Annotated in this window: 18 protein-coding genes and 1 pseudogene; 9 read left to right on the forward strand and 10 right to left on the reverse strand. The window is 32.6% G+C overall.

The features are described from left to right. The 5 genes and pseudogenes from OLM57_RS08980 to OLM57_RS09000 all read right to left on the reverse strand — a co-directional run bounded on the left by OLM57_RS08980 (position 1) and on the right by OLM57_RS09000 (position 4562). Positions 1-561, reverse strand: a complete 561-nt coding sequence (locus tag OLM57_RS08980; protein ID WP_264566861.1) for a YqgE/AlgH family protein — start codon at positions 559-561, stop codon at positions 1-3. Between the two features lie 118 nt (positions 562-679). After that, positions 680-952, reverse strand: a complete 273-nt coding sequence (locus OLM57_RS08985; protein WP_264566862.1) for an HU family DNA-binding protein — start codon at positions 950-952, stop codon at positions 680-682. Positions 953-1133: 181 nt separating this feature from the next. Next, positions 1134-2081, reverse strand: coding sequence for a methionyl-tRNA formyltransferase (fmt, locus tag OLM57_RS08990; protein WP_264566863.1), 948 nt, complete (start codon positions 2079-2081; stop codon positions 1134-1136). Beyond that, positions 2081-3975 (reverse strand): annotated as a pseudogene (locus OLM57_RS08995) (ATP-dependent DNA helicase RecQ). Before OLM57_RS08995 ends, fmt begins: the two are co-directional and overlap by 1 nt. Positions 3976-4028: 53 nt before the next feature. Then, entirely contained in the window at positions 4029-4562 is a 534-nt protein-coding gene (locus OLM57_RS09000) for an ATP-binding protein (RefSeq protein WP_264566864.1), read from the reverse strand. Positions 4563-4918: 356 nt separating this feature from the next. On the opposite strand from OLM57_RS09000, the gene OLM57_RS09005 reads away from it, so the two are divergent. The 4 genes from OLM57_RS09005 to OLM57_RS09020 all read left to right on the forward strand — a co-directional run bounded on the left by OLM57_RS09005 (position 4919) and on the right by OLM57_RS09020 (position 8338). After that, on the forward strand, positions 4919-5215 hold the full coding sequence (locus OLM57_RS09005) for a DUF493 domain-containing protein (RefSeq protein WP_264566865.1): 297 nt from the start codon (positions 4919-4921) through the stop codon (positions 5213-5215). Positions 5216-5217: 2 nt separating this feature from the next. Next, on the forward strand, positions 5218-5925 hold the full coding sequence (locus OLM57_RS09010; protein WP_264566866.1) for a DUF4290 domain-containing protein: 708 nt from the start codon (positions 5218-5220) through the stop codon (positions 5923-5925). Positions 5926-6057: 132 nt separating this feature from the next. Then, entirely contained in the window at positions 6058-7374 is a 1317-nt protein-coding gene (gene murA, locus OLM57_RS09015) for a UDP-N-acetylglucosamine 1-carboxyvinyltransferase (protein ID WP_264566867.1), read from the forward strand. A gap of 88 nt (positions 7375-7462) precedes the next feature. Next, a complete protein-coding gene (locus OLM57_RS09020; protein WP_264566868.1) occupies positions 7463-8338 on the forward strand; it encodes a cation diffusion facilitator family transporter in 876 nt (291 codons plus the stop codon). A 75-nt stretch (positions 8339-8413) separates the two neighbouring features. On the opposite strand, the gene OLM57_RS09025 is transcribed toward OLM57_RS09020, so the two are convergent. Together OLM57_RS09025 and OLM57_RS09030 are read right to left on the reverse strand one after the other, a co-directional pair. Next, positions 8414-10879, reverse strand: a complete 2466-nt coding sequence (locus OLM57_RS09025; protein ID WP_264566869.1) for a DUF5686 and carboxypeptidase regulatory-like domain-containing protein — start codon at positions 10877-10879, stop codon at positions 8414-8416. 89 nt (positions 10880-10968) lie between these two features. Then, positions 10969-11382, reverse strand: coding sequence for a type II 3-dehydroquinate dehydratase (locus OLM57_RS09030; RefSeq protein WP_264566870.1), 414 nt, complete (start codon positions 11380-11382; stop codon positions 10969-10971). A gap of 407 nt (positions 11383-11789) precedes the next feature. On the opposite strand from OLM57_RS09030, the gene OLM57_RS09035 reads away from it, so the two are divergent. The 4 genes from OLM57_RS09035 to OLM57_RS09050 all read left to right on the forward strand — a co-directional run bounded on the left by OLM57_RS09035 (position 11790) and on the right by OLM57_RS09050 (position 15692). Continuing rightward, positions 11790-12392, forward strand: a complete 603-nt coding sequence (locus tag OLM57_RS09035; protein ID WP_264566871.1) for a porin family protein — start codon at positions 11790-11792, stop codon at positions 12390-12392. Between the two features lie 86 nt (positions 12393-12478). After that, positions 12479-13108: a porin family protein gene (locus OLM57_RS09040; protein WP_264566872.1), complete on the forward strand. Its 630-nt coding sequence runs from the start codon at positions 12479-12481 to the stop codon at positions 13106-13108. A gap of 75 nt (positions 13109-13183) precedes the next feature. Next, the gene (gene xerD, locus OLM57_RS09045) at positions 13184-14080 is read left to right on the forward strand and encodes a site-specific tyrosine recombinase XerD (protein WP_264566873.1); all 897 of its coding nucleotides are present in this window, start codon (positions 13184-13186) and stop codon (positions 14078-14080) included. Positions 14081-14189: 109 nt separating this feature from the next. Then, positions 14190-15692, forward strand: coding sequence for a PAS domain-containing sensor histidine kinase (locus OLM57_RS09050; protein WP_264566874.1), 1503 nt, complete (start codon positions 14190-14192; stop codon positions 15690-15692). Between the two features lie 120 nt (positions 15693-15812). Here the strand turns inward: OLM57_RS09050 and rny are convergent, their stop codons facing one another. From rny to OLM57_RS09065, 3 genes are all read right to left on the reverse strand, one after another. Continuing rightward, complete coding sequence (rny, locus tag OLM57_RS09055; protein WP_264566875.1) at positions 15813-17375, reverse strand: ribonuclease Y; 1563 nt, start codon at positions 17373-17375, stop codon at positions 15813-15815. Between the two features lie 206 nt (positions 17376-17581). Further along, a complete protein-coding gene (locus tag OLM57_RS09060; protein WP_264566876.1) occupies positions 17582-17875 on the reverse strand; it encodes a cell division protein ZapA in 294 nt (97 codons plus the stop codon). An 8-nt stretch (positions 17876-17883) separates the two neighbouring features. Next, entirely contained in the window at positions 17884-18174 is a 291-nt protein-coding gene (locus OLM57_RS09065) for a hypothetical protein (protein ID WP_264566877.1), read from the reverse strand. Between the two features lie 179 nt (positions 18175-18353). On the opposite strand from OLM57_RS09065, the gene OLM57_RS09070 reads away from it, so the two are divergent. Continuing rightward, on the forward strand, positions 18354-20048 hold the full coding sequence (locus OLM57_RS09070; RefSeq protein ID WP_264566878.1) for a M23 family metallopeptidase: 1695 nt from the start codon (positions 18354-18356) through the stop codon (positions 20046-20048).

A 20048-nucleotide genomic window follows, 5' to 3' on the forward strand; every position in this document is an offset into this window, starting at 1 on the left:
TTAGTTTAAATAAGGATTTTCGGGAGCGTTTGACCAGATGAGATACTCACCGCCAAGTTCCATGATTTGTTCTTTCCAAAAATGAGTAGTTGATTTACCAATTATTTTATTTTCATAATTATTTCTGGTAATAATCCAGGAATTGCCTTCCATTTCTTTTTCAAGTTGGTGTTCTTCCCAACCGGTGTAGCCCAAAAAGAAACGAATATTTTCCTTTTTTATCTGGCCATTATTGATGAGATCTTTGGTTGATTCAAAATCACCACCCCAATAGATCCCATTTGAAATTTCAATGCTGTTGGGTATCAATTCGGGGATATTATGAATAAAATAGAGGTTGTCTTGTTCTACAGGACCACCATTGTAAATTTTGAAAGTGGCTTTAATTTCTGGTATTAAATCGTTTATGGAATATTTCAGTGGTTTGTTGATGATGAAACCTACTGATCCATCTGCGTTATGATCTGCTAAAAGTATTACGGATCTATTAAATGACAAATCGCCAATGATAGAAGGCTCTGCAATAAGTAAATATCCTTTTTTTAATTTTTCTGAAATCATAAGGCTATATTTTTTATTAAATTTAATGAAAAAAAAATAAAATAACCAAATTAAATCGTTGAAAAGCAAAAAAAAACCTTCCAGTTGGAAGGTTTAATTATATGAGTTAAACTATTAATTAGTTTACTGCTCCTTCTAAATCTGCTCCAGCTTTGAATTTCACAACATTTTTTGCAGCGATTTGAATAGTTTTTCCAGTTTGAGGATTTCTTCCGTCTCTAGCAGCTCTAGCAGAAACAGACCATGATCCGAAACCTACTAAAGATACTTTACCACCTTTTTTCAAAGTTCCACCTACATTTCCTAAAAATGATTCTAATGCCAATTTTGCAGCAGCTTTTGTAATTCCTGCATCAGCAGCGATAGCGTCGATTAATTCTGATTTGTTCATAATAATTTGATGTTAATTGTTGGTTAAAATAATTGTTAATAGAACAAAATTAACAGGAAATGCGGTCTTTGCAAGTATTTTGTGAAATTTTAACGAGTTTTGTTGATAACTTACTTTTATTGTTCATAAAGCAGGGTAAAATCCCCGCAAAAAAAGAACTTAACTCCCGTTTTTATTGGTCTTAATACGCTTTTGCATTTTCAGAAAAAGCTATTCCGTTCAATAATTCATTTGCATTCATTTTCTTTTTCCCAGGGAATTGCAAACTCAGTATTTGAATATAACCCTTTTCTACTGCTACTTTTATTTCTTTTTTGGTGCAAATTAATTGACCAATTGGATGGGAATGTTCTTCGAAAATGATTTTAGATTCGTAGATTTTTACATTCCAGTCTTCATTTTTATCATTAAAGAAGCACCAAGCTGCTGGATAAGGACATAATCCCCGAATGAGATTATTAATTTCCAAGGCAGATTTTGTCCAGTCAATTTTGCAATTTTCCTTATTTAGTTTGTAGGCCGTTTTTATGTCTGGAGATTCGTTTTGAATTGTAGTGGCTACTTTACCGTCTTCTATCAATCTAAGGGTGTCTATAACAGTGCCACTTCCTAAATGCATTAAACGGTCGTGAAGCTGTCCTGCATTTTCAGAAGCTTCAATAGCTATTTCTGCATTCAGGATCATAGCGCCGGTATCTATTTTATCATCGATAAAAAAAGTAGTTACTCCGGTTTTTGTTTCTCCATTTATTATTGCCCAATTAATTGGTGCTGCCCCTCTATAATTTGGCAATAATGAAGCGTGAAGGTTGAAAGTGCCCAACGAAGGCATTTCCCAAACTACTTTTGGTAACATCCTAAAAGCCACAACTATTTGCAAATTGGCATTTAACGATTTCAATTCGGCAAGAAAATTTTCGTCTTTTAGATTTGTGGGTTGCAAAAGTTTCAAATTATTTTCCAAGGCATAGTCCTTAACCGCCGAGTACTTTATTTTTTGCCCACGGCCTGCTGGTTTATCTGCTGCGGTAATGACTCCGACTATTTCGTAATCGTTTTTGATGATGGTATCAAGGATGCCAACAGCAAATTCAGGAGTTCCCATAAATATGATTCGTAACTTTTCCATTATTTTTTTAAGGTGTATTTATTGTTTTTTTGAATGATTACAATATCATTTTCTAATAATTCTTGCAATGCAAAGATAATATCGTCTGAAGAATCTTTGATCTTAATTTGAATTTCTCTTGAACTTAATTCTTCGGTTTGCAATAAGGCAACAATTTTTTTATAAAGAACAGCGCTATTTTTTTGGTATTGGTTTTGGTGATACAATAAGAACAAATGCCACAATCTGTTTTTGTTTTTTCTCCAAAATAGGCCAATATCATTTTGCTTTTGCAAGTGTTCTTGTCTTTTATATAATGCAATACCGATTGCAGTTGCTCTTTTTTTAATTGATTTTGTCTTTCCAGATATTTAGAAACTCTGCTGATTGTTCTTTCATCTTCCCGAATTTCATTAAAAATCAAAGTGGCATCATTGTCTTTAGAGTGGTAATCAATAATGTCTTTCTCTCTTAATTTGTTTAAAACGGTTTGAACCTCGGTTTCTGTATGATTCGCTTTTTTGGCAATCAGTTGAATGTTAAAAGAGGTTTGCATTTCGTAAATACCAGGATATGTCCTTAAAATTGCCAAAATAATTTCTTCATCGTTAGGGTTTAAACTGGTGTATCGAATGACTTCTTTTGACGAAATTAAAAATTGTAAAGTAATTTTCTCTGAAAATTCCTGAGATAAGGAAATAACCCCCTGACCGTCCAAAAACCGCAAGGCATTGTAGGTTTTCAGCGTCGGAAAACCATATTTTAAACAAAAATGATGCAAATTAAAAGGAAACTGTTCGTCAATTCCTTCTCCATAAGCAATCTGAAAATAATTGCAAAGTTTGACATACATGCTATTCAGAAAAGCTTTGTCGGGAAGAACTTGTATAAATTGGTTTTCGGTCTGAATAATATCAGAAGGACTTGTCAATAAAACAGCAAAAGCTTTTTCTCCGTTTCTGCCGGCACGTCCTGCTTCCTGATAATAATTTTCAATGTTTTCTGGAAGTTGTACGTGAATTACCGTTTTTACATTGGCTTTATCAATCCCCATTCCAAAAGCATTGGTGGCCACAATAACCTGAACCTTTTCATCCATCCACAACTGCATGTTTTTGTCTTTTTCTCTAGAAGAAAGTCCACCGTGGTAGTACGTTGCCTTAAAACCCAATGCTTGTAATTGACTGGCAATATTCAAACATGATTTTCTGTTTCTAACATATATAATGGAAGGTTCTGGATTTTTTTTAAGGATTTGCTCTATCCTGAAAATTTTATCTTCTACTTCAAAAACCATATAGGCAATGTTATCTCTTGCAAATGATTTTTCAAATTGTTTGGGATTGTGCATTCCCAATTCGGCAATAATATCTTCTTTTACTTTTGGAGTTGCCGTTGCTGTCAGCGCCAAAAAAGGAACTTTTGGGAAATGTTCTTTTAGGTTTGATATCTTTAAATATGCAGGCCGAAAATCATGTCCCCACTGCGAAACGCAATGTGCTTCGTCTATCGTTATTAAATTTATAGGAAGATTTTTGATACGTTCCAAAATCCAATCCGATTGTAAACGCTCTGGAGAGACATACAAAAATTTATAATTTCCAAATTGACAATTGTCCAATAAGTCAATCATTTCGTCAGATTTTATTCCTCCTGTCAATGCAATCGCTTTGATATTCAGTTTCTGCAAATTGGTCACTTGATCTTTCATTAAAGCGACAAGAGGCGAAATCACCAAGCATATTCCATCTTTCATTATTGCAGGAACTTGAAAGCACACCGATTTTCCTCCTCCAGTAGGCATCAGCGCAAAAGTATCCTGGCCACTTAAAACCGAATCAATAATTTCTTTTTGAAGGGATCTAAATGTGTCGTGTTTCCAATATTTTTTAAGAATGGCTAATGCTGCTGGCATTATTTCTGATTTAGATTTTTAATAATTTTGCAATTTTGAATTTCAAAAATTGGCTAAATTTTATCTAATATATAAAGAATTCTGTTATCTACACTATCTTTTGGCACTTCAATTAGTGTATAGCCATATTTTTGATACGTTTCTGTAAGGTGTTTGTAAATGGTTTTTGCCTGTTCAAAATTTTCATAACGCTCACTATCGCTTTCGTAAATTTCCTCCCAAGGCGGAAGAATAAAAATTTTATTGTACTTATTTTGGCGACAAGCCAAGTCAAAATGTTCGGGATACGAATCACCAATATAATCCAAATACGCCACAACATCGGGAATCCCACGATCTATAAAAACAAATCGATGTGTCTCACTCAGAGCATTTTCAAATTGCTTGATTCGCCCATCAAGAAGCATCTGGCTAAACAGTAACGGGTCTTCCAGAAACAATTGCTCAATCCCCTGTTTTTGAGCCTCAAGAGTCACTTCGCGAGAGATTTCGGGATAACAGCAATAGCCTTGGGTTACCAAACTATTGATAATAGAACTTTTTCCTGTACCGGGACCACCAATAATAACAATAATTTCTTTCTGCACTTTTCTCAATTAAACGGCGAAATTACTTAAACTTATCGTTATTTAAAAGAGATTATATAGGAATTAAGCAGAAGATTCAGGAGCGAATGATAGTTTTTTCCAGTAAGCAAGATACCTGCTGTACACTTCAATCTCCTCTCGTTTGGTCACGAGAGGAGGATTTTCATTTCCATCAGGGCTAAAGGAAAGGCATAGAGTGTTTTGGGTTTATTGTAAAAAAAAGAACGCATAAACAGTTGAAAATACAGCGTTCAACTTCAAATTTGATAAATCTTAAATCCAAGATTATAATTCCTAAATCTAAAATCTAAAATCTAAAATCTAAACCGTATATTTGCGTTTATTTTAATTTTAGTATGGATAAAGATAAAGAAAAGGAAACCGCAGAATTTTACGAAAGATTGAAGGTAGAATTAGACAATAGTAATTCATGGCCTGCAGAATATTTGTTTAAATTCATAGTTCCCACAACCGAAGAAAATATCAAAAAAGTCGAAGAAGCTTTTGATTGCATGGGAGCGGTAATAAAAACAACAAAATCAAAAACCGGAAAATTTACCAGTATATCAGTAGATTTGTTGGTCAAAGATTCTCAAGAAATAATTGATAAGTATCAAGAAGTATCTACAATAGAAGGTATAGTTTCTCTATAATTATGGTCGAAAAATATAAAAAAGAAATCGCAAATGATGTTGTTTTCAATCTAGAATATAATTCTGAAAGAGCACATTTAATCATTCCGGAATATGGTCGTCATTTACAAAAATTGATTGACCAAGCTACTATTATTGAAGATGATGTAGAACGCAACAAAGCTGCAAAATACATTATACAAGTAATGGGCAGTTTGAATCCTCATCTTCGGGATGTCCCTGATTTTCAACACAAATTGTGGGATCAACTATTCATCATGTCCGATTTTAAATTGGTGGCAACTTCGCCATATCCAATACCTTCCAGAGAAGTTTTGCAACTCAAACCGGATATTTTAAAATACCCTCAAAATTTTCCAAAATACAGGTATTACGGTAATAATATCAAATACATGATTGATGTTGCCAACAAATGGGAGGAGGGCGAAATGAAAAATGCATTGGTAAAAGTTATTGCCAATCACATGAAAAAATCCTATTTGAGTTGGAACAAAGACACTGTAAAAGACGATGTTATTTTCGAACATCTTTACGAGTTGTCAGACGGAAAATTGAATTTAATTCAAAGCAGTGAGGAATTATTGAACACTACTGATTTGTTGCGAACAAACAAAAGGATTTCAAACAAAATTACTCCTGCAGGACAACCGAAAATTCAAAGCAATAAAAATACCAAAACGGGAAAACCAAAACCGTTTATCAAGAAATAATTTATTTAAAAAGAAGCTAAGAGACTAAGATTCTAAGTTGCTGAAGTGTTGAACTAAAGTTCATAGAAATCTTAGAATGTTAGAATCTCAGAAATTTAGAATCTCAGAAACTCAGAACCTTAAAATAAACACATGGGAATTTTTAAAATTGAAGGAGGCATTCGTCTAAAAGGTGATATCACACCGCAAGGAGCCAAAAACGAAGCATTACAAATTTTGTGTGCAGTACTTTTGACGCCAGAGAAAGTAACAATCAATAATATTCCCGATATTATTGATATCAATAAACTGATAACACTGTTAGGAAATCTGGGTGTGAAAATTGAAAAAATTGGTTCTGGCTCTTATACTTTTCAGGCTGATGAAGTAAATGTTGGTTACCTAGAAACTGAAGCGTTCAAGAAAGAAGGAGGTTCGCTTCGTGGTTCAATTATGATTGTGGGACCATTATTGGCCCGTTTTGGTAAAGGATACATTCCAAAACCAGGAGGTGACAAAATTGGACGTAGAAGATTAGATACCCACTTTGAAGGATTTATTAACCTTGGAGCCAAATTTAGATACAACAGAGAAGATCATTTTTATGGAGTAGAGGCTCCTGATGGCCTTGTTGGAGCCGATATGTTACTTGACGAAGCATCGGTAACAGGAACTGCAAATATTGTAATGGCGGCCGTTTTAGCCAAAGGTAGAACTACGGTTTACAATGCAGCGTGCGAACCGTATTTGCAACAGCTTTGTAAAATGTTAAACTCAATGGGAGCCAAAATTACGGGTGTTGGTTCCAACTTATTAGCCATAGAAGGAGTTGAAAAATTAGGAGGATGCGAACACAGAATCCTTCCCGATATGATCGAAATAGGTTCTTGGATTGGTCTTGCGGCCATGACAAGAAGCGAAATTACAATCAAAGATGTAAGTTGGGACAATCTAGGGGTTATCCCAAGTACCTTTAGAAAATTAGGAATCACTCTCGAAAGAAGAGGCGACGATATTTATATTCCGGCACACAATGATGGATATGAAGTAAGAACAGACATTGATGGTTCTATACTAACAATAGCCGATGCACCTTGGCCAGGATTTACTCCCGATTTATTGAGTATTGTTTTGGTTGTAGCCACTCAAGCCAAAGGAGATGTTTTGATTCACCAAAAAATGTTTGAAAGCCGTTTGTTCTTTGTTGATAAATTGATTGATATGGGTGCAAAAATCATGTTATGTGATCCACACAGGGCTGTAGTAATTGGACATGATTTTAAATCAGTTCTAAAAGCAACCACTATGTCTTCACCAGATATTCGTGCGGGAATTTCATTATTAATTGCAGCACTTTCAGCAAAAGGAACCAGTATAATTCAAAATATTGAACAAATCGACCGTGGATACGAACGTATTGATGAGCGATTAAGAGCTATAGGAGCCAATATCGTTCGAGAAAAACAATAAATAATCAATTTTTAAAATCGCTTAAATAAATTTAATTTTCACTCGAAAACAGTTTATTTAAGCGATTTTTAGTACAATAAAGGGAAACATGAGAGATAAAGCCAACGAGTTAACAGCAATAAAAGCTACCTATTTTAGTATTATCGGGAATACTTCTATGGCAATTATAAAAGGATTAGCTGGTTTTTTTGGAAATTCTTACGCATTAATTGCCGATGCCATAGAATCAACTACCGATATTTTTGCTTCCTTTTTGGTTTTATTTGGTATAAAATACTCCAATAGACCAGCAGATGAGAATCATCCTTACGGACATGGTCGTGCAGAACCGTTAATTACCTTTTTGGTAGTTGGTTTTTTAATTACTTCAGCAACAATTATTGGGTATGAAAGCATTATAAACATTCAAACACCTCATAATTTACCAAAATCATGGACACTTTATATACTGGGAGCTATCATCGTTTGGAAAGAATACTCCTTTCGATTAGTAATGAAAAGAAGCAAAGAAACCAATAGTTCTTCTCTCAAAGCCGATGCATGGCACCATAGAAGCGACGCATTAACATCTGTGGCAGCATTTATTGGAATTTCTATAGCTTTGATTTTAGGGAAAGGTTATGAATCTGCAGATGATTGGGCCGCACTTTTTGCTGCCGGATTTATTTTATATAATAGTTACCTTATTTTTAGACCGGCATTGGGTGAAATCATGGATGAACATTTGTATGATGATTTGGTCGAAGAAATTAGAAAAGTATCTCAGCATGTTGAAGGTGTAATTGATACTGAAAAATGTTTTATCCGAAAAGCTGGAATGAAATATCATGTTGATCTACATGCTCGGGTAAGTGGCACCATATCGGTGAAAGAAGGTCACGATATCTCGCATAGACTCAAAGATGCTTTACAAGAAGAAATTCCGGAATTAGGACAAGTTTTAATTCATATTGAGCCTAATTAAAAGAAAATGCAAGCCAAAAGCAAAACCAATACAATTAAAAAGAGTATTGGTTTTTTTATTAGTATGAACCCAGATTTAATTCAAAAATTTCAGGCCAACAATCACCCCATCATTTTGATATCCATTTTGGTAGGAACGAACATAATCCAGACGGAACATCTTGAATTTCCCAAAACCAAGATTGTCTAATCCTACACTGTATTCGGCATACGGACTTGTCTTAGGAACAGCCAATAAATGATAGCCAATAACCAGTGTAGATTGCAACTTGTTTAAGAGTGGTATTTTATTCATAATATAGCCTTTGTCATTGTGTTCTGTATGCAGTTCAAAATAGCTGTTGTTGGTACTATTAGAATAATAAGGCATTAAATTAAATACATTCAAATACCGATCAGAAAGCCCGATATAAGTTTGGTTCCCGTTAAAATGTTTGTAATCTACAAAGGCAATATTGTCTGCATTAAAGAATTTGCCTCCCATCATATTCAAGGCTAGAGTGCCTTTGTTTCCTGCCTTTACTTCATAAAAGATTCGGGCATCTATTTTGTCATACTCATACTGTTTTTCGCTTGCAGCAAATCCTTTTTCAATTCCTAAATACAAAGTGGGGAATTTGTCATCTGGAATATTAAATTTACCGTCGGGGCGTGTCCAATATTTTTGACCAAAATTAATTTTTGCATTTAAGGAGCCTCTCACAATAGAATAAGCATCAAAAGCGGCTGTCGTATAATCATTTGGCGCCAACGGATTATTGGAAGTATACAATTTACTTTTCTTAGAAAAACTGTAATCAGTAGTATTGAATAAAGGTTTGTTTTCGGAATAATCCACTTTGGCATCCAGGAATATGCCGTTTGTAATTTCTCTTTTATATAAAAATGTTGCAAAATTGCGCTGATACAATTTCATATAATTGTCTTTGAAAAACAAAGTAAATGCCGAGTTCAAAATTCCGCCAATAGGATTGGAACTGTTGTATTGCGCAATGCTGCTTCCTCCAGAAAGTTGTATTTCACTTTTATTTAGATTATTAAATTTGTGAATGAAACTACCCGTGACTCTAAATTTATCTTCCGAAAAGCCATAATCAAAATCAGCACCAAAACGGGTATATTTGCCATTTTCACGGTCGTTTTTTGTATAAGAAAAACCAGTTGTGATTTTCCAACCTTGTACAGTATTAAAATTAATACCCGTTAATACACCCTCATAATTGGCAGACCATTTTTGGAAAGTGTTCTTATAAGTATAACCGGTAATAATATCAAAAACACCGAATTTATTGCTCTTTTTATCAATTGAATCTTGATAAACTTGAGATTTTTTCTTGGTTTGTAAAATGTCTTTCTTACTATAATCTGTGGTTTCTTCAATAGTCAATGGGACTGGTCGAATGGTATTCCAGAACTCATCTCCTTTTTTGTTGGCATTTTCCTGAAAAGACAATACTTCTTTGGTAAATGTTTTTTTGTCAAATTTCGGTTCAAATTCAAAGTTGGAATACACATAGGTAAATTTCCCTGAAATATTAACGCCCATCATCCCTGCAGAAAAATCAATTGTTTGAGTGTTCTTTACCCATATTTTGGTGTTTGTATTGAAACTGAAGTTTTGTTTGATTGTCAGTAAAGTCAGAAAAGGATTTTGTATTTGTTCCCCTTTTATGTTTACATCAACAGCATAAATGGCCCAGCTGTCTTCTACAATATAAATGTAACCTTCAAAAGCGGGTTCTGTATTTCTTTTTGGGGTTACTTTTATTTTGTTGATTTGCTGGTTGTTGTCATCATAGAAAGAGCCTTCAAATTTGTATTTGTAATAATTGAAAGCATTGTCCGCGATTGGAGAAATTACATTAACATCAAATGTTAAATAATTGTCGTAAAAGTCAAAATTGGCCGAAGCTGCATTGTTGAAACTGAATCCATTATCATTTCCGCTAACTTTGGAGGCGATAATGGTTTCTTTCATTTTATCGGGTTTTTGAAAAGTGATTTTAGAAACCGTTTCAGATAAATAAAGAATACCACTTCTTGTAGAATCGAGAACTTCATCAAACATATCCAGTTTTTGCCCTAAAATCTTTTCTGGTGCATCTTTAATTCTAAAAATACCACGGGAATAAAAATCGGCTTTGTAGCGAGCGGTTTTTTCGATGTTCCCTTTTTTATTGGCAATAGCATTTCTTATAATTTTATTGGCAGGATTGTCTTTAGGATTAATCACAACTTCATTTAAAGAAAAACTTTCTTCAACCAATTTTATATCCAAATTATAAGGGAAAGCGTTTATTTCTATGGCTTTTTTTTGGGTTTTAAAACCTAAAAATTGAAACACAATCGTATGTTTTCCTAATTTTTTAGTGTTTAATTCAAAATATCCTTGTTCGTTGGAAGTGGTTCCATTATAGGTATTGTCTTCGTATATCGTTACCGAAGGTAATGGGTTTCCTTTTTCGTCGGTTATTTTACCTTTTATTTGTGCAAAACCAAAAAGGCCTGTTAATAAAAAAAAGAACAAAAAAGCATTTCTCATAATTAGGATTTTGATGTTTGACGCTATTTTGTAGGGGATGTTACATCAAAAAATGTAATGTTTTTTATAAACAATTGTTAAAATTGGTTTTATAAAAAGGATTGAATAGCTAAATCATAACTTTTCAGGCCAAAGCCTAGTATTACTCCTTTTGCATTTCCAGAAATATAAGATTGGTGTCTAAAGCTTTCGCGGGCATACGTATTTGAAATATGAACTTCAATTACTGGAGTGGTAATTGCTTTTATGGCATCTCCAATCCCAATAGATGTGTGGGTATAAGCTCCTGCATTGAGGATTATTCCATCATTTATATAGCCAAATTCTTGAATTTTTCCAATTAATTCTCCTTCAATATTGCTTTGATAATAAATGAAATTAACTTGGGGGAATTTGTTTTTTAAAAGCTCAAAATAATCTTCGAATGTTTGGTTTCCGTAAACTTCAGGTTCTCTTTTTCCCAAAAGGTTTAAATTCGGTCCATTTATGATGGCTATTTTCATAGGTGTTTTATTTTTTTAAGTTGTAAAAAACATGTTTCATTTGTATTTATTTATACGCGCAATAAATAAGGTGTCATGTTTATTTCGCAATTCTAGCTTTTGTAAAAATAAAAAAACGCTTCTTATTATTAGTCTTCTTTTTCTTTAAAATTTAATTATTTTCAAGGAATGAACATGTTTGTGTTTTATTGTTAAGAAAAAACACTTATTTATGAATGATTTTTAAATATATATATATAATTTTTTAATTTTTAATTGTTTAACTATAAGGTGTTTATGGGAGTATTTGTTTGGATATTTTAATGTTAAAATTCTCTATAATTAAGATTAATTTAAGTTTTGGTTAACGTAAAGTGATTAGTATTTCGTACATTTACGAGCGTATTAACAAACAAAAAACAAAAAAAATGAAAAAAATTATTTTATTACTGGTAACAGTATTTGCTTTTAGTTATGCAAATGCTCAGGATTCTGAAATGCGTAAAGCTACGTTCTCTAAAGGGGATATGTGGATTGAAGGTGGTATTAAACTTACTACTGGCGACAGCAGTGATGATTATTTTGCTTTTACACCAAAAGTGGGTTATTTTTTGGATAAAAGATTTGCAGTTGGAGGTGATTTTAACATTTCTTCTGTTTCTTATTTGCCCAATGCAAACAATTTAGACCAATCAAATTCTTATGGAATTGGAGTTTTTGCAAGATATTATTTCTTGAGTTTAGGTAATTTTAAGGCTTATGGTGAAGCTGGTTTAGGCTATAATCATACAAAGCTGGAATATCTAAACGGGACTACCAATATGAATAACGGAATCAAAGCTAATATTGATTTAGGTTTGAATTATTTTTTCACACCAAAGTGGGCGGCAACGTTTACTTTGGCCAATATTTTAAGCTATAATAATGCTAATCCGGAAAACGGACCAAATTCAAGTGATCTTGAGGTGAATATTAATTTGTTTAACAACATTTTTGCACAACCTCAATTTGGATTATTGTACAAATGGTAGTTTAAAAGCAAAAAAAAATGCTTCTTAATTTGAGGAGCATTTTTTTTGAAATAATTTTTATAATTTAAATAACAAAAAATCATAACATGAAAAAACAGATACTAACACTCATAACTATTTTAATTATTGCAGTTGGTAACGCTCAAGAAGCAAAATTTGGAGTAAAGGCGGGTTTGAATATAGCAACCCTTTCGGGAGATCGTTATCCGGATTCTCAAATTTTGCCTGGTTTTGTAATTGGTGGTTTTGCAGCTGTAAAACTTTCTGAGAAGTTTATTTTCCAACCCGAATTGCTTTTTTCTTTTCAGGGAACTGCTTATAGAAACTATTATGATCAAGGATATAATGATTATTATTCACAAGAGAATATGAATTTAAATTATCTTTTGATTCCTCTTATGGCAAAATGTTATGTGGCCAAAAAGTTTAGTTTGGAATTTGGCCCGCAGTTTGGTTTTTTATTAGCGGCCAGAACTAATTCTTTCAATTATACAACTATCGGAGATGGTGCTTATGATACCAATTCTGTAAATATAAAAGACCAATTCAAAACTTTTGATTTTGGACTGAACGTAGGAGCAGGATATGATTTTACAGATAAATGGGGAATAAATCTAAGGTATAATTTTGGCTTAAACAATATAGCTCAGAATGAAAACACAAATTATACTTCTAACAATCAGGTTTTATCTGTAACGGGCAGTTATAAATTCTAAGTATTGATTAGGTTAAATATCAAGCCTCCCATTTGGGAGGTTTTTTTATGCACAAAAAAGGTTTACTTTGTAGCTATGAATTGGCAATCGTATATAAAAAGTTATCAGTCTTATCTTAAGATTGAAAGAGGTTTATCAAAAAATACCATTGATAATTATTCTTTTGATATTGAGCGGTTATGCGTTTTTTTGGGAGAAAATGATATACAGGTTTCTCCTTTAGCTATTAAGGAAGAAGTTGTGCAACAATTTATTTATAGTGTGTCAAAGGAAGTAAATCCCAGATCGCAAGCCAGAATAATTTCAGGGTTAAAAAGTTTTTTTTCGTATTTGATATTTGAAGATTTAAGAAATGACAATCCCTTAGAATTAATAGAAGCTCCCAAAACCGGACGGAAATTACCCGATACATTGGCTGTGGAAGAAATTGATGCGCTTATTGCGGCAATTGATTTGAGTTCGAATGAAGGAGAACGAAATCGGGCTTTACTTGAAACTATGTATGGATGCGGACTTCGAGTTTCTGAACTTGTAGCTTTAAAAATATCAGATTTGTTTTTTGATGAAGGTTTTATCAAAATAACAGGAAAGGGAAACAAGCAACGATTTGTTCCCGTTGGGGATTTAACTCAAAAATATATTGAAATTTATAAAAATAACATTCGAATACATCTAAATATCCAAAAAGGATTTGAAGATACTTTGTTTCTTAATCGAAGAGGGAAACAATTGACTCGAGCTATGATTTTTACAATAATCAAAGATTTGGCAGTCAAAATAAATTTAAATAAAAGCATAAGTCCTCATACACTCAGGCATTCTTTTGCAACACATCTTTTAGAAAATGGCGCCGATTTGCGTTCCATTCAATTGATGCTCGGACACGAATCGATTACAACAACAGAAATATACGTTCATTTGGACAGAAGGTATTTGACAGAAGTGATAAATGCCTTTCATCCAAGGAAGTAAAAGATAATGTTGTCTGATTATTTGTCTTTTTTTTAAAATTAAATTAAATTTCTTTAGTGTTTTAACAGTAAGATTCAATATTTTTGTTCTAAACTTAGTTATTTCCACAATGATCTTTACAGCTAATAAAAATCCAAAAGACTTAAATAAATTATATGAAAGTTTAATTAAACAACTTCCGAATATAATTTTTCAGATACGAGTTGATACTCAACGGCAAATTGCAGTAGATTTTTTAAGCAAGCCAATAGAATTTTTAAATGAGTTTTCTTTTAATGAATTTCTGGAAGACTCCTATAAATTGTCAAATTATAAAATCTACGAACCGGATTTAAAATTTTTTATAGAATCGTATGAAAAAGCATTAACCAGTAATGAAAAATGGGAGATAGATTTTAGGCTTCTTTTGCCCGAAAGTGGATATAAGTGGCTACGAATTGATGCAACGCCTAAAAAAAATGAAAATGATGAAATTATTTTTTACGGTCTAATTTCTGATATTACGATTGTAAAAGAGCAAGAAATTAGAATAAGAGTTGCTGATGAAAGATATCATTTTGCGGTTCAAGCATCAGATAGAGGCGTTTGGGATTGGGACTTAATTACAAATAAAGTATATTATTCATCCGAATCCATGAAAATTCTGGAACTTACCGATTCAGATTTAGTCGCTGCTCCAGAAGAGTGGGATGAAAGAGTACACCCAGATGATAGAGAAGAGTATTATGGAAATATTAACTTGCATTTTGACAATAAAATTCCGTTTTATGAAACCTGTCATCGTGTTTTATGTTCTGGAAAGTATAAATGGATTCTGGATAGAGGTAAAGTTATTGAAAGGGATGTCGATGGAAAACCATTGCGTATCGTAGGAACCCACACAGATATTTCAGAACAAAAAGAAAAAGAAATTGAATTAGGAAAAATGCTTGAAATAGTAAATACCCAAAACAATAAGCTGTTGAATTTTGCCCATATTGTTTCACATAATTTACGAACGCATAGTGGGAATATAAAATCTTTATTGGATTTGCATAGGGAAACGCTTTTGTCGGATGCTGACACATTAACCAATATTCAAATTGTTTCGGATGAATTATTTTCGACCATTGAAAATTTAAATGATTTGGTTAGCATTTATGCCGAGAGAGAAAATAAAATGCAACAATTGAATATGAATAGTTTTATTGATAAAGTATTGGATGTTTTACGGGAATCCTTAAAACTAAAAGAAATTCAGGTTTTAAATTATGTTCCAAGTTCTATTCAGGTGGATTGTTTGCCCGCTTATTTAGAAAGTATATTGTTGAATCTGGTTACCAATGCAATTAAATATTCGGATCCCAAAAAAGAACCAAAAATCATTTTTACAACAGAAATAAATGAAAACTTTGTTGTTTTAAATGTGAAAGATAATGGTTTGGGGATTGATTTAAATATGCATAAGGATTCCATTTTTGGCTTGTATAAAACTTTTCACAAAAACAATGATGCTAGGGGAGTAGGCTTATATTTAACCAAAAATCAAATCGAAAATATGGGCGGAAAAATTGAAGTTGAAAGTACGTTAAATTTTGGAACGACCTTTAAGCTTTATTTTAAAAAAGGGTAATTAATTTCCAAAAATAAATAGTCAAAATAAAAATTCCAAATTCCAATTGTTAGATTCTAACTTTTGGAATTTGGAATTTTAGTATTTATAATTATTCACTAATAATTGAAAAAGTGAAAGTTATTTAGCAATATTTACCGCTCTGGTTTCTCTAATTACAGTAACTTTTACTTGACCAGGATAAGTCATCTCGGTTTGTATTTTTTGTGAAATTTCAAAAGATAAAGTAGCAGCATTGTCATCTGAAACTTTCTCACTTTCTACGATAACACGAAGTTCTCTACCGGCTTGAATTGCATAGGCATTTTTCACTCCATTGAATCCATAAGCCACTTCTTCAAGATCTTTTAAACGTTGAATGTAGGAGTCTAATACTTGTCTTCTTGCGCCAGGTCTAGCTCCCGAAATAGCATCACATACTTGAACAATAGGAGATAATAGTGATTTCATCTCTATCTCGTCGTGGTGAGCTCCAATGGCGTTACAAACTTCTTCTTTTTCACCAAATTTCTCAGCCCATTGCATTCCTAACAATGCGTGTGGTAAATCACTTTCGGCATCTGGAACTTTACCAATATCATGAAGTAATCCAGCTCTTTTGGCCAGTTTAACGTTCAATCCTAATTCAGCCGCCATAATTCCACAAAGTTTAGAAACTTCACGGGAGTGTTGTAATAAATTTTGTCCGTAAGAAGAACGGTATTTCATTCTACCAACGACTTTTATTAATTCAGGATGTAAACCATGAATTCCTAAATCGATTACTGTGCGCTTTCCAACTTCAATGATTTCATCATCAATTTGTTTGGTTGTTTTGGCAACTACTTCTTCAATACGAGCAGGGTGAATACGTCCGTCAGTTACTAATTTATGCAGTGCCAAACGGGCAATTTCTCTACGAACAGGGTCAAAACAAGAAAGAATAATAGCTTCCGGAGTATCATCAACGATAATCTCAACACCTGTAGCGGCTTCAAGAGCTCTAATATTTCTACCTTCACGGCCAATAATTCTACCTTTTACATCATCCGACTCGATGTTGAAAACAGAAACACAGTTTTCTACTGCTTCTTCGGTACCCACTCTTTGGATCGTGTTGATAATGATTTTCTTCGCTTCCTGTTGAGCAGTTAATTTTGCCTCTTCAATCGTTTCTTGAATATGTGACATTGCCTGACTTTTGGCTTCTCCTTTTAGTCCTTCAACTAATTGACTTTTGGCTTCGTCGGCAGATAATCCAGAAATAACTTCTAGCTGTTGTAATTGACTTTTATGCAGTCTGTCAACTTCTAGTTGTTTTTTGTCTAGAAGCTCAATTTTTGCAGTATATTCAATTGTTTTTGCTTCAAAATCATCATTTACTTTTTTAGCTTTTGATAATTCATTTGAAATTTGAGATTCTTTGTCACGAACTCTTTTTTCTACTTCAGCAACTTTTTTGTCTCTGGCTAGAATTACTTGTTCGTGTTCAGATTTTAATTCGATAAATTTTTCTTTCGCTTGAAGGATTTTATCTTTTTTGATGTTTTCGGCTTCAAGATTGGCGTCTTTTAAGATTGATGCCGCTTCTTTTTTAGCGCTTTTAATTAAATTAGAGATATTGCTTTTTTCTATTACTTTGGCTATACCAAATCCTGCCGCTATACCTGTAATTCCTGAAATAATTATTGTTAAGATGTCCATGTTTGTTAAAATTTATATATAAAAAAGCCTACATTAGGTGTTTGTATAAACTCGAAAAGACAAGTTTTGAGCTAACTCACTGTTCAAGTTTCCTCGCCGAAGCGTGGCATGCTTTAGTAGTGATGATTTGCTCATTCTAAATTGTTAGTGTTGAGTTTACCAATATGAACTAATGTAGGCAGTATCTTAGTTTGTGTAAAGAACGTTTAATTATCGAGATATTGATCTAAAAGCGTATTGATTTTTTTTATCCTTTCAATGGTTTCAACACCATCAATAGCATTGTCAATTTGCTTTTGTTCCGCTTGAGAGGCAAATTGTAAAGCACACATCGCTAATACATCTTGTTTATCCCGAACAGCATAATTTTTTTCAAATTGCTTTATCATAGCATCAATTTTTTTGGAGGCACTTCGAAGGCCTTCTTCTTGAGCAAAATCCACTGTTAATGGATAAACTCTGTCTGCAATTGATATTTTAATTTTAAGCTTTTCGTCCATTTTTTTTACTAATCTGATAGCTGTGCTATACAGTAATCAATTTCACGAATTATTGAATTTATTTTAAGCTTTGTATCTCTTTTATTATCGTCACTGCCTAATAATGCATTGGCTATTCTGAGTGTTTCTAATTGTGTTTTTAAAATCTCAATTTCTGAAGATTGTGTTTGTATCAACACTGCAGCTTTTTTTAACTCTAAATTTAATTCTTGATTGTTTTTTTCTAAACCTTTCATTTTATAAAAAAGTTTTTCAATCTTATTTTCAAGAGTATCAATTATTTCTGCAATCACACTCATTATAATTCCTATTCATTACTTAATCTTACAAAGTTAGTATTCCTTTTTATTATTACAATATTTTATCGCTTTTTTTACATTAAAATAATCAATTATTTAAAAATCAGTTTATTATATTTTGCATATATTTTGTCTTGTGGGGTTTGCTTCCTTTTTTTAACTTAGCCAAAATGTAATTTATGAAAATTTCTTTTTTTTTATTCTTGCTTACTGCTTCTCTTTTTGCACAAAGTGAGTACCCAAAAAAATATTTTTGCTCTCCATTAGATATTCCAATGCAATTATCTGGGAATTTTGGGGAGTTAAGACCCAATCATTTTCATGCTGGTTTTGATATGAAAACACTTCAAAGAGAAGGGCTGAATGTCTATGCCGTTGCAGATGGATACGTATCAAGAATAAAAATTTCAACGTTTGGAAATGGAAAAACCATTTATATTGATCATCCAAATGGATTTACATCGGTATACGGACATTTGCAAAAAGCAACCGATTCTATCGAAAATTTTATAAAGAAAACTCATTATAAAGAGCAGTCTTTCGAAATTGAAATGTATTTTAAACCAAATCAAATGCCTGTTAAGCAAGGACAATTAATTGCTGTCTCCGGGAATACAGGCGCTTCTGAAGGACCGCATCTGCATTTTGAATTTAGAGACACAAAAACAGAATATATAATAAATCCTATGTTTTTTGGTTTTGATGCTTTTATGAAAGACAGAAAGAAACCGATTGTGTCCAATTTATATGTTTATCCTTTAGATTCAAAAACAACTGTTAATCATTCACAACGACCAATAACGATCAATTTGTCTTTGCAAAAAGACGGAACTTATCTGGCAGATAAAGTGGTTTCAAATGGGAAAATTGGTTTTGGTATTGCAAGTTTCGATTATGATGATGTTTCGTTTAATAAAAATGGAGTTTTCAATGTGGATTTGGCTTGTAATGGAAAATCAATTTTTGGTTATCAATTTAATACCTATTCCTTTGACGAAATGCGTTATGTAAATGCATTTATCGATTATCCGCTTTATAAAAAAACAGGGCAACGGGTTCAGAAACTGTTTATGAATCCGCCTTATAATTTAAGTATAATTAAAACGGACGGAAGCAAAGGTGTTATTGCGGTACTTCCAAATTTGACTTCAGTTTGCCGTCTGGAGGTTTCTGATTTTTTTGGAAATAAAACTACAATTGCCATACCAATAGTATACGATGCACTTTCTACTATAATCGAAAAAGAACCAGTTGTATCAAATTATTTTGTAAAAGCTTCGAAAGATTGTTTTTTTGAAAAAGATAGAACGTCTGTTTTCTTTCCGGCAAATACTTTTTACAGTGACTTTAATTTGAATTTTGATGTCAAAAACGGTGTCATTACCATTCACGATGATACAGTTCCCGTTCATTCGAATTTCACAATCGCCATAGAAAATGACAATTATAAAGAAGACCAAAAAGATAAAGTTTTTATTGGACTGGTTCAAGGCGAAAAAATAAGTTACAATACCACACGCCGAAAAGAGGCTATTTATGAAACCAAAGCTAAAACATTAGGACAATACAAATTGGTTTTGGATACGATTCCGCCTATTATTACCATCTCTAAAACTATTGAGGGTAAAGATTTGTCCAATCAGAAAAGACTTGAAGTAAGTATCAGAGATAGTTTATCGGGAATAAAAACATATAATGGCTATCTGAATGGAAAATGGATTTTGATGGAATATGACAATAAAACAAGAGTTTTGACACATAATTTTAGCGACGGAATTGTAGAGGAAGGCAATAACGAATTAAAAGTAGTTGTAGTAGATAATGTTGGGAATTCTTCTATCTTTGAAACTCATTTTTATAGAAGCCAAAAATAA

Origin of the sequence: Flavobacterium sp. N3904 (assembly GCF_025947305.1) — a bacterium.
Taxonomy (GTDB): Bacteria; Bacteroidota; Bacteroidia; order Flavobacteriales; family Flavobacteriaceae; genus Flavobacterium.

Coding starts and splice junctions, on each gene's coding strand:
- OLM57_RS08980 (WP_264566861.1), bottom strand. CDS start 561: ATGATTTCAGAAAAATTAAAAAAAGGATATTTACTTATTGCAGAGCCT.
- OLM57_RS08985 (WP_264566862.1), bottom strand. CDS start 952: ATGAACAAATCAGAATTAATCGACGCTATCGCTGCTGATGCAGGAATT.
- fmt (WP_264566863.1), bottom strand. CDS start 2,081: ATGGAAAAGTTACGAATCATATTTATGGGAACTCCTGAATTTGCTGTT.
- OLM57_RS09005 (WP_264566865.1), top strand. CDS start 4,919: ATGGATAAAGATAAAGAAAAGGAAACCGCAGAATTTTACGAAAGATTG.
- OLM57_RS09010 (WP_264566866.1), top strand. CDS start 5,218: ATGGTCGAAAAATATAAAAAAGAAATCGCAAATGATGTTGTTTTCAAT.
- murA (WP_264566867.1), top strand. CDS start 6,058: ATGGGAATTTTTAAAATTGAAGGAGGCATTCGTCTAAAAGGTGATATC.
- OLM57_RS09020 (WP_264566868.1), top strand. CDS start 7,463: ATGAGAGATAAAGCCAACGAGTTAACAGCAATAAAAGCTACCTATTTT.
- OLM57_RS09025 (WP_264566869.1), bottom strand. CDS start 10,879: ATGAGAAATGCTTTTTTGTTCTTTTTTTTATTAACAGGCCTTTTTGGT.
- OLM57_RS09030 (WP_264566870.1), bottom strand. CDS start 11,382: ATGAAAATAGCCATCATAAATGGACCGAATTTAAACCTTTTGGGAAAA.
- OLM57_RS09035 (WP_264566871.1), top strand. CDS start 11,790: ATGAAAAAAATTATTTTATTACTGGTAACAGTATTTGCTTTTAGTTAT.
- OLM57_RS09040 (WP_264566872.1), top strand. CDS start 12,479: ATGAAAAAACAGATACTAACACTCATAACTATTTTAATTATTGCAGTT.
- xerD (WP_264566873.1), top strand. CDS start 13,184: ATGAATTGGCAATCGTATATAAAAAGTTATCAGTCTTATCTTAAGATT.
- OLM57_RS09050 (WP_264566874.1), top strand. CDS start 14,190: ATGATCTTTACAGCTAATAAAAATCCAAAAGACTTAAATAAATTATAT.
- rny (WP_264566875.1), bottom strand. CDS start 17,375: ATGGACATCTTAACAATAATTATTTCAGGAATTACAGGTATAGCGGCA.
- OLM57_RS09060 (WP_264566876.1), bottom strand. CDS start 17,875: ATGGACGAAAAGCTTAAAATTAAAATATCAATTGCAGACAGAGTTTAT.
- OLM57_RS09065 (WP_264566877.1), bottom strand. CDS start 18,174: ATGAGTGTGATTGCAGAAATAATTGATACTCTTGAAAATAAGATTGAA.
- OLM57_RS09070 (WP_264566878.1), top strand. CDS start 18,354: ATGAAAATTTCTTTTTTTTTATTCTTGCTTACTGCTTCTCTTTTTGCA.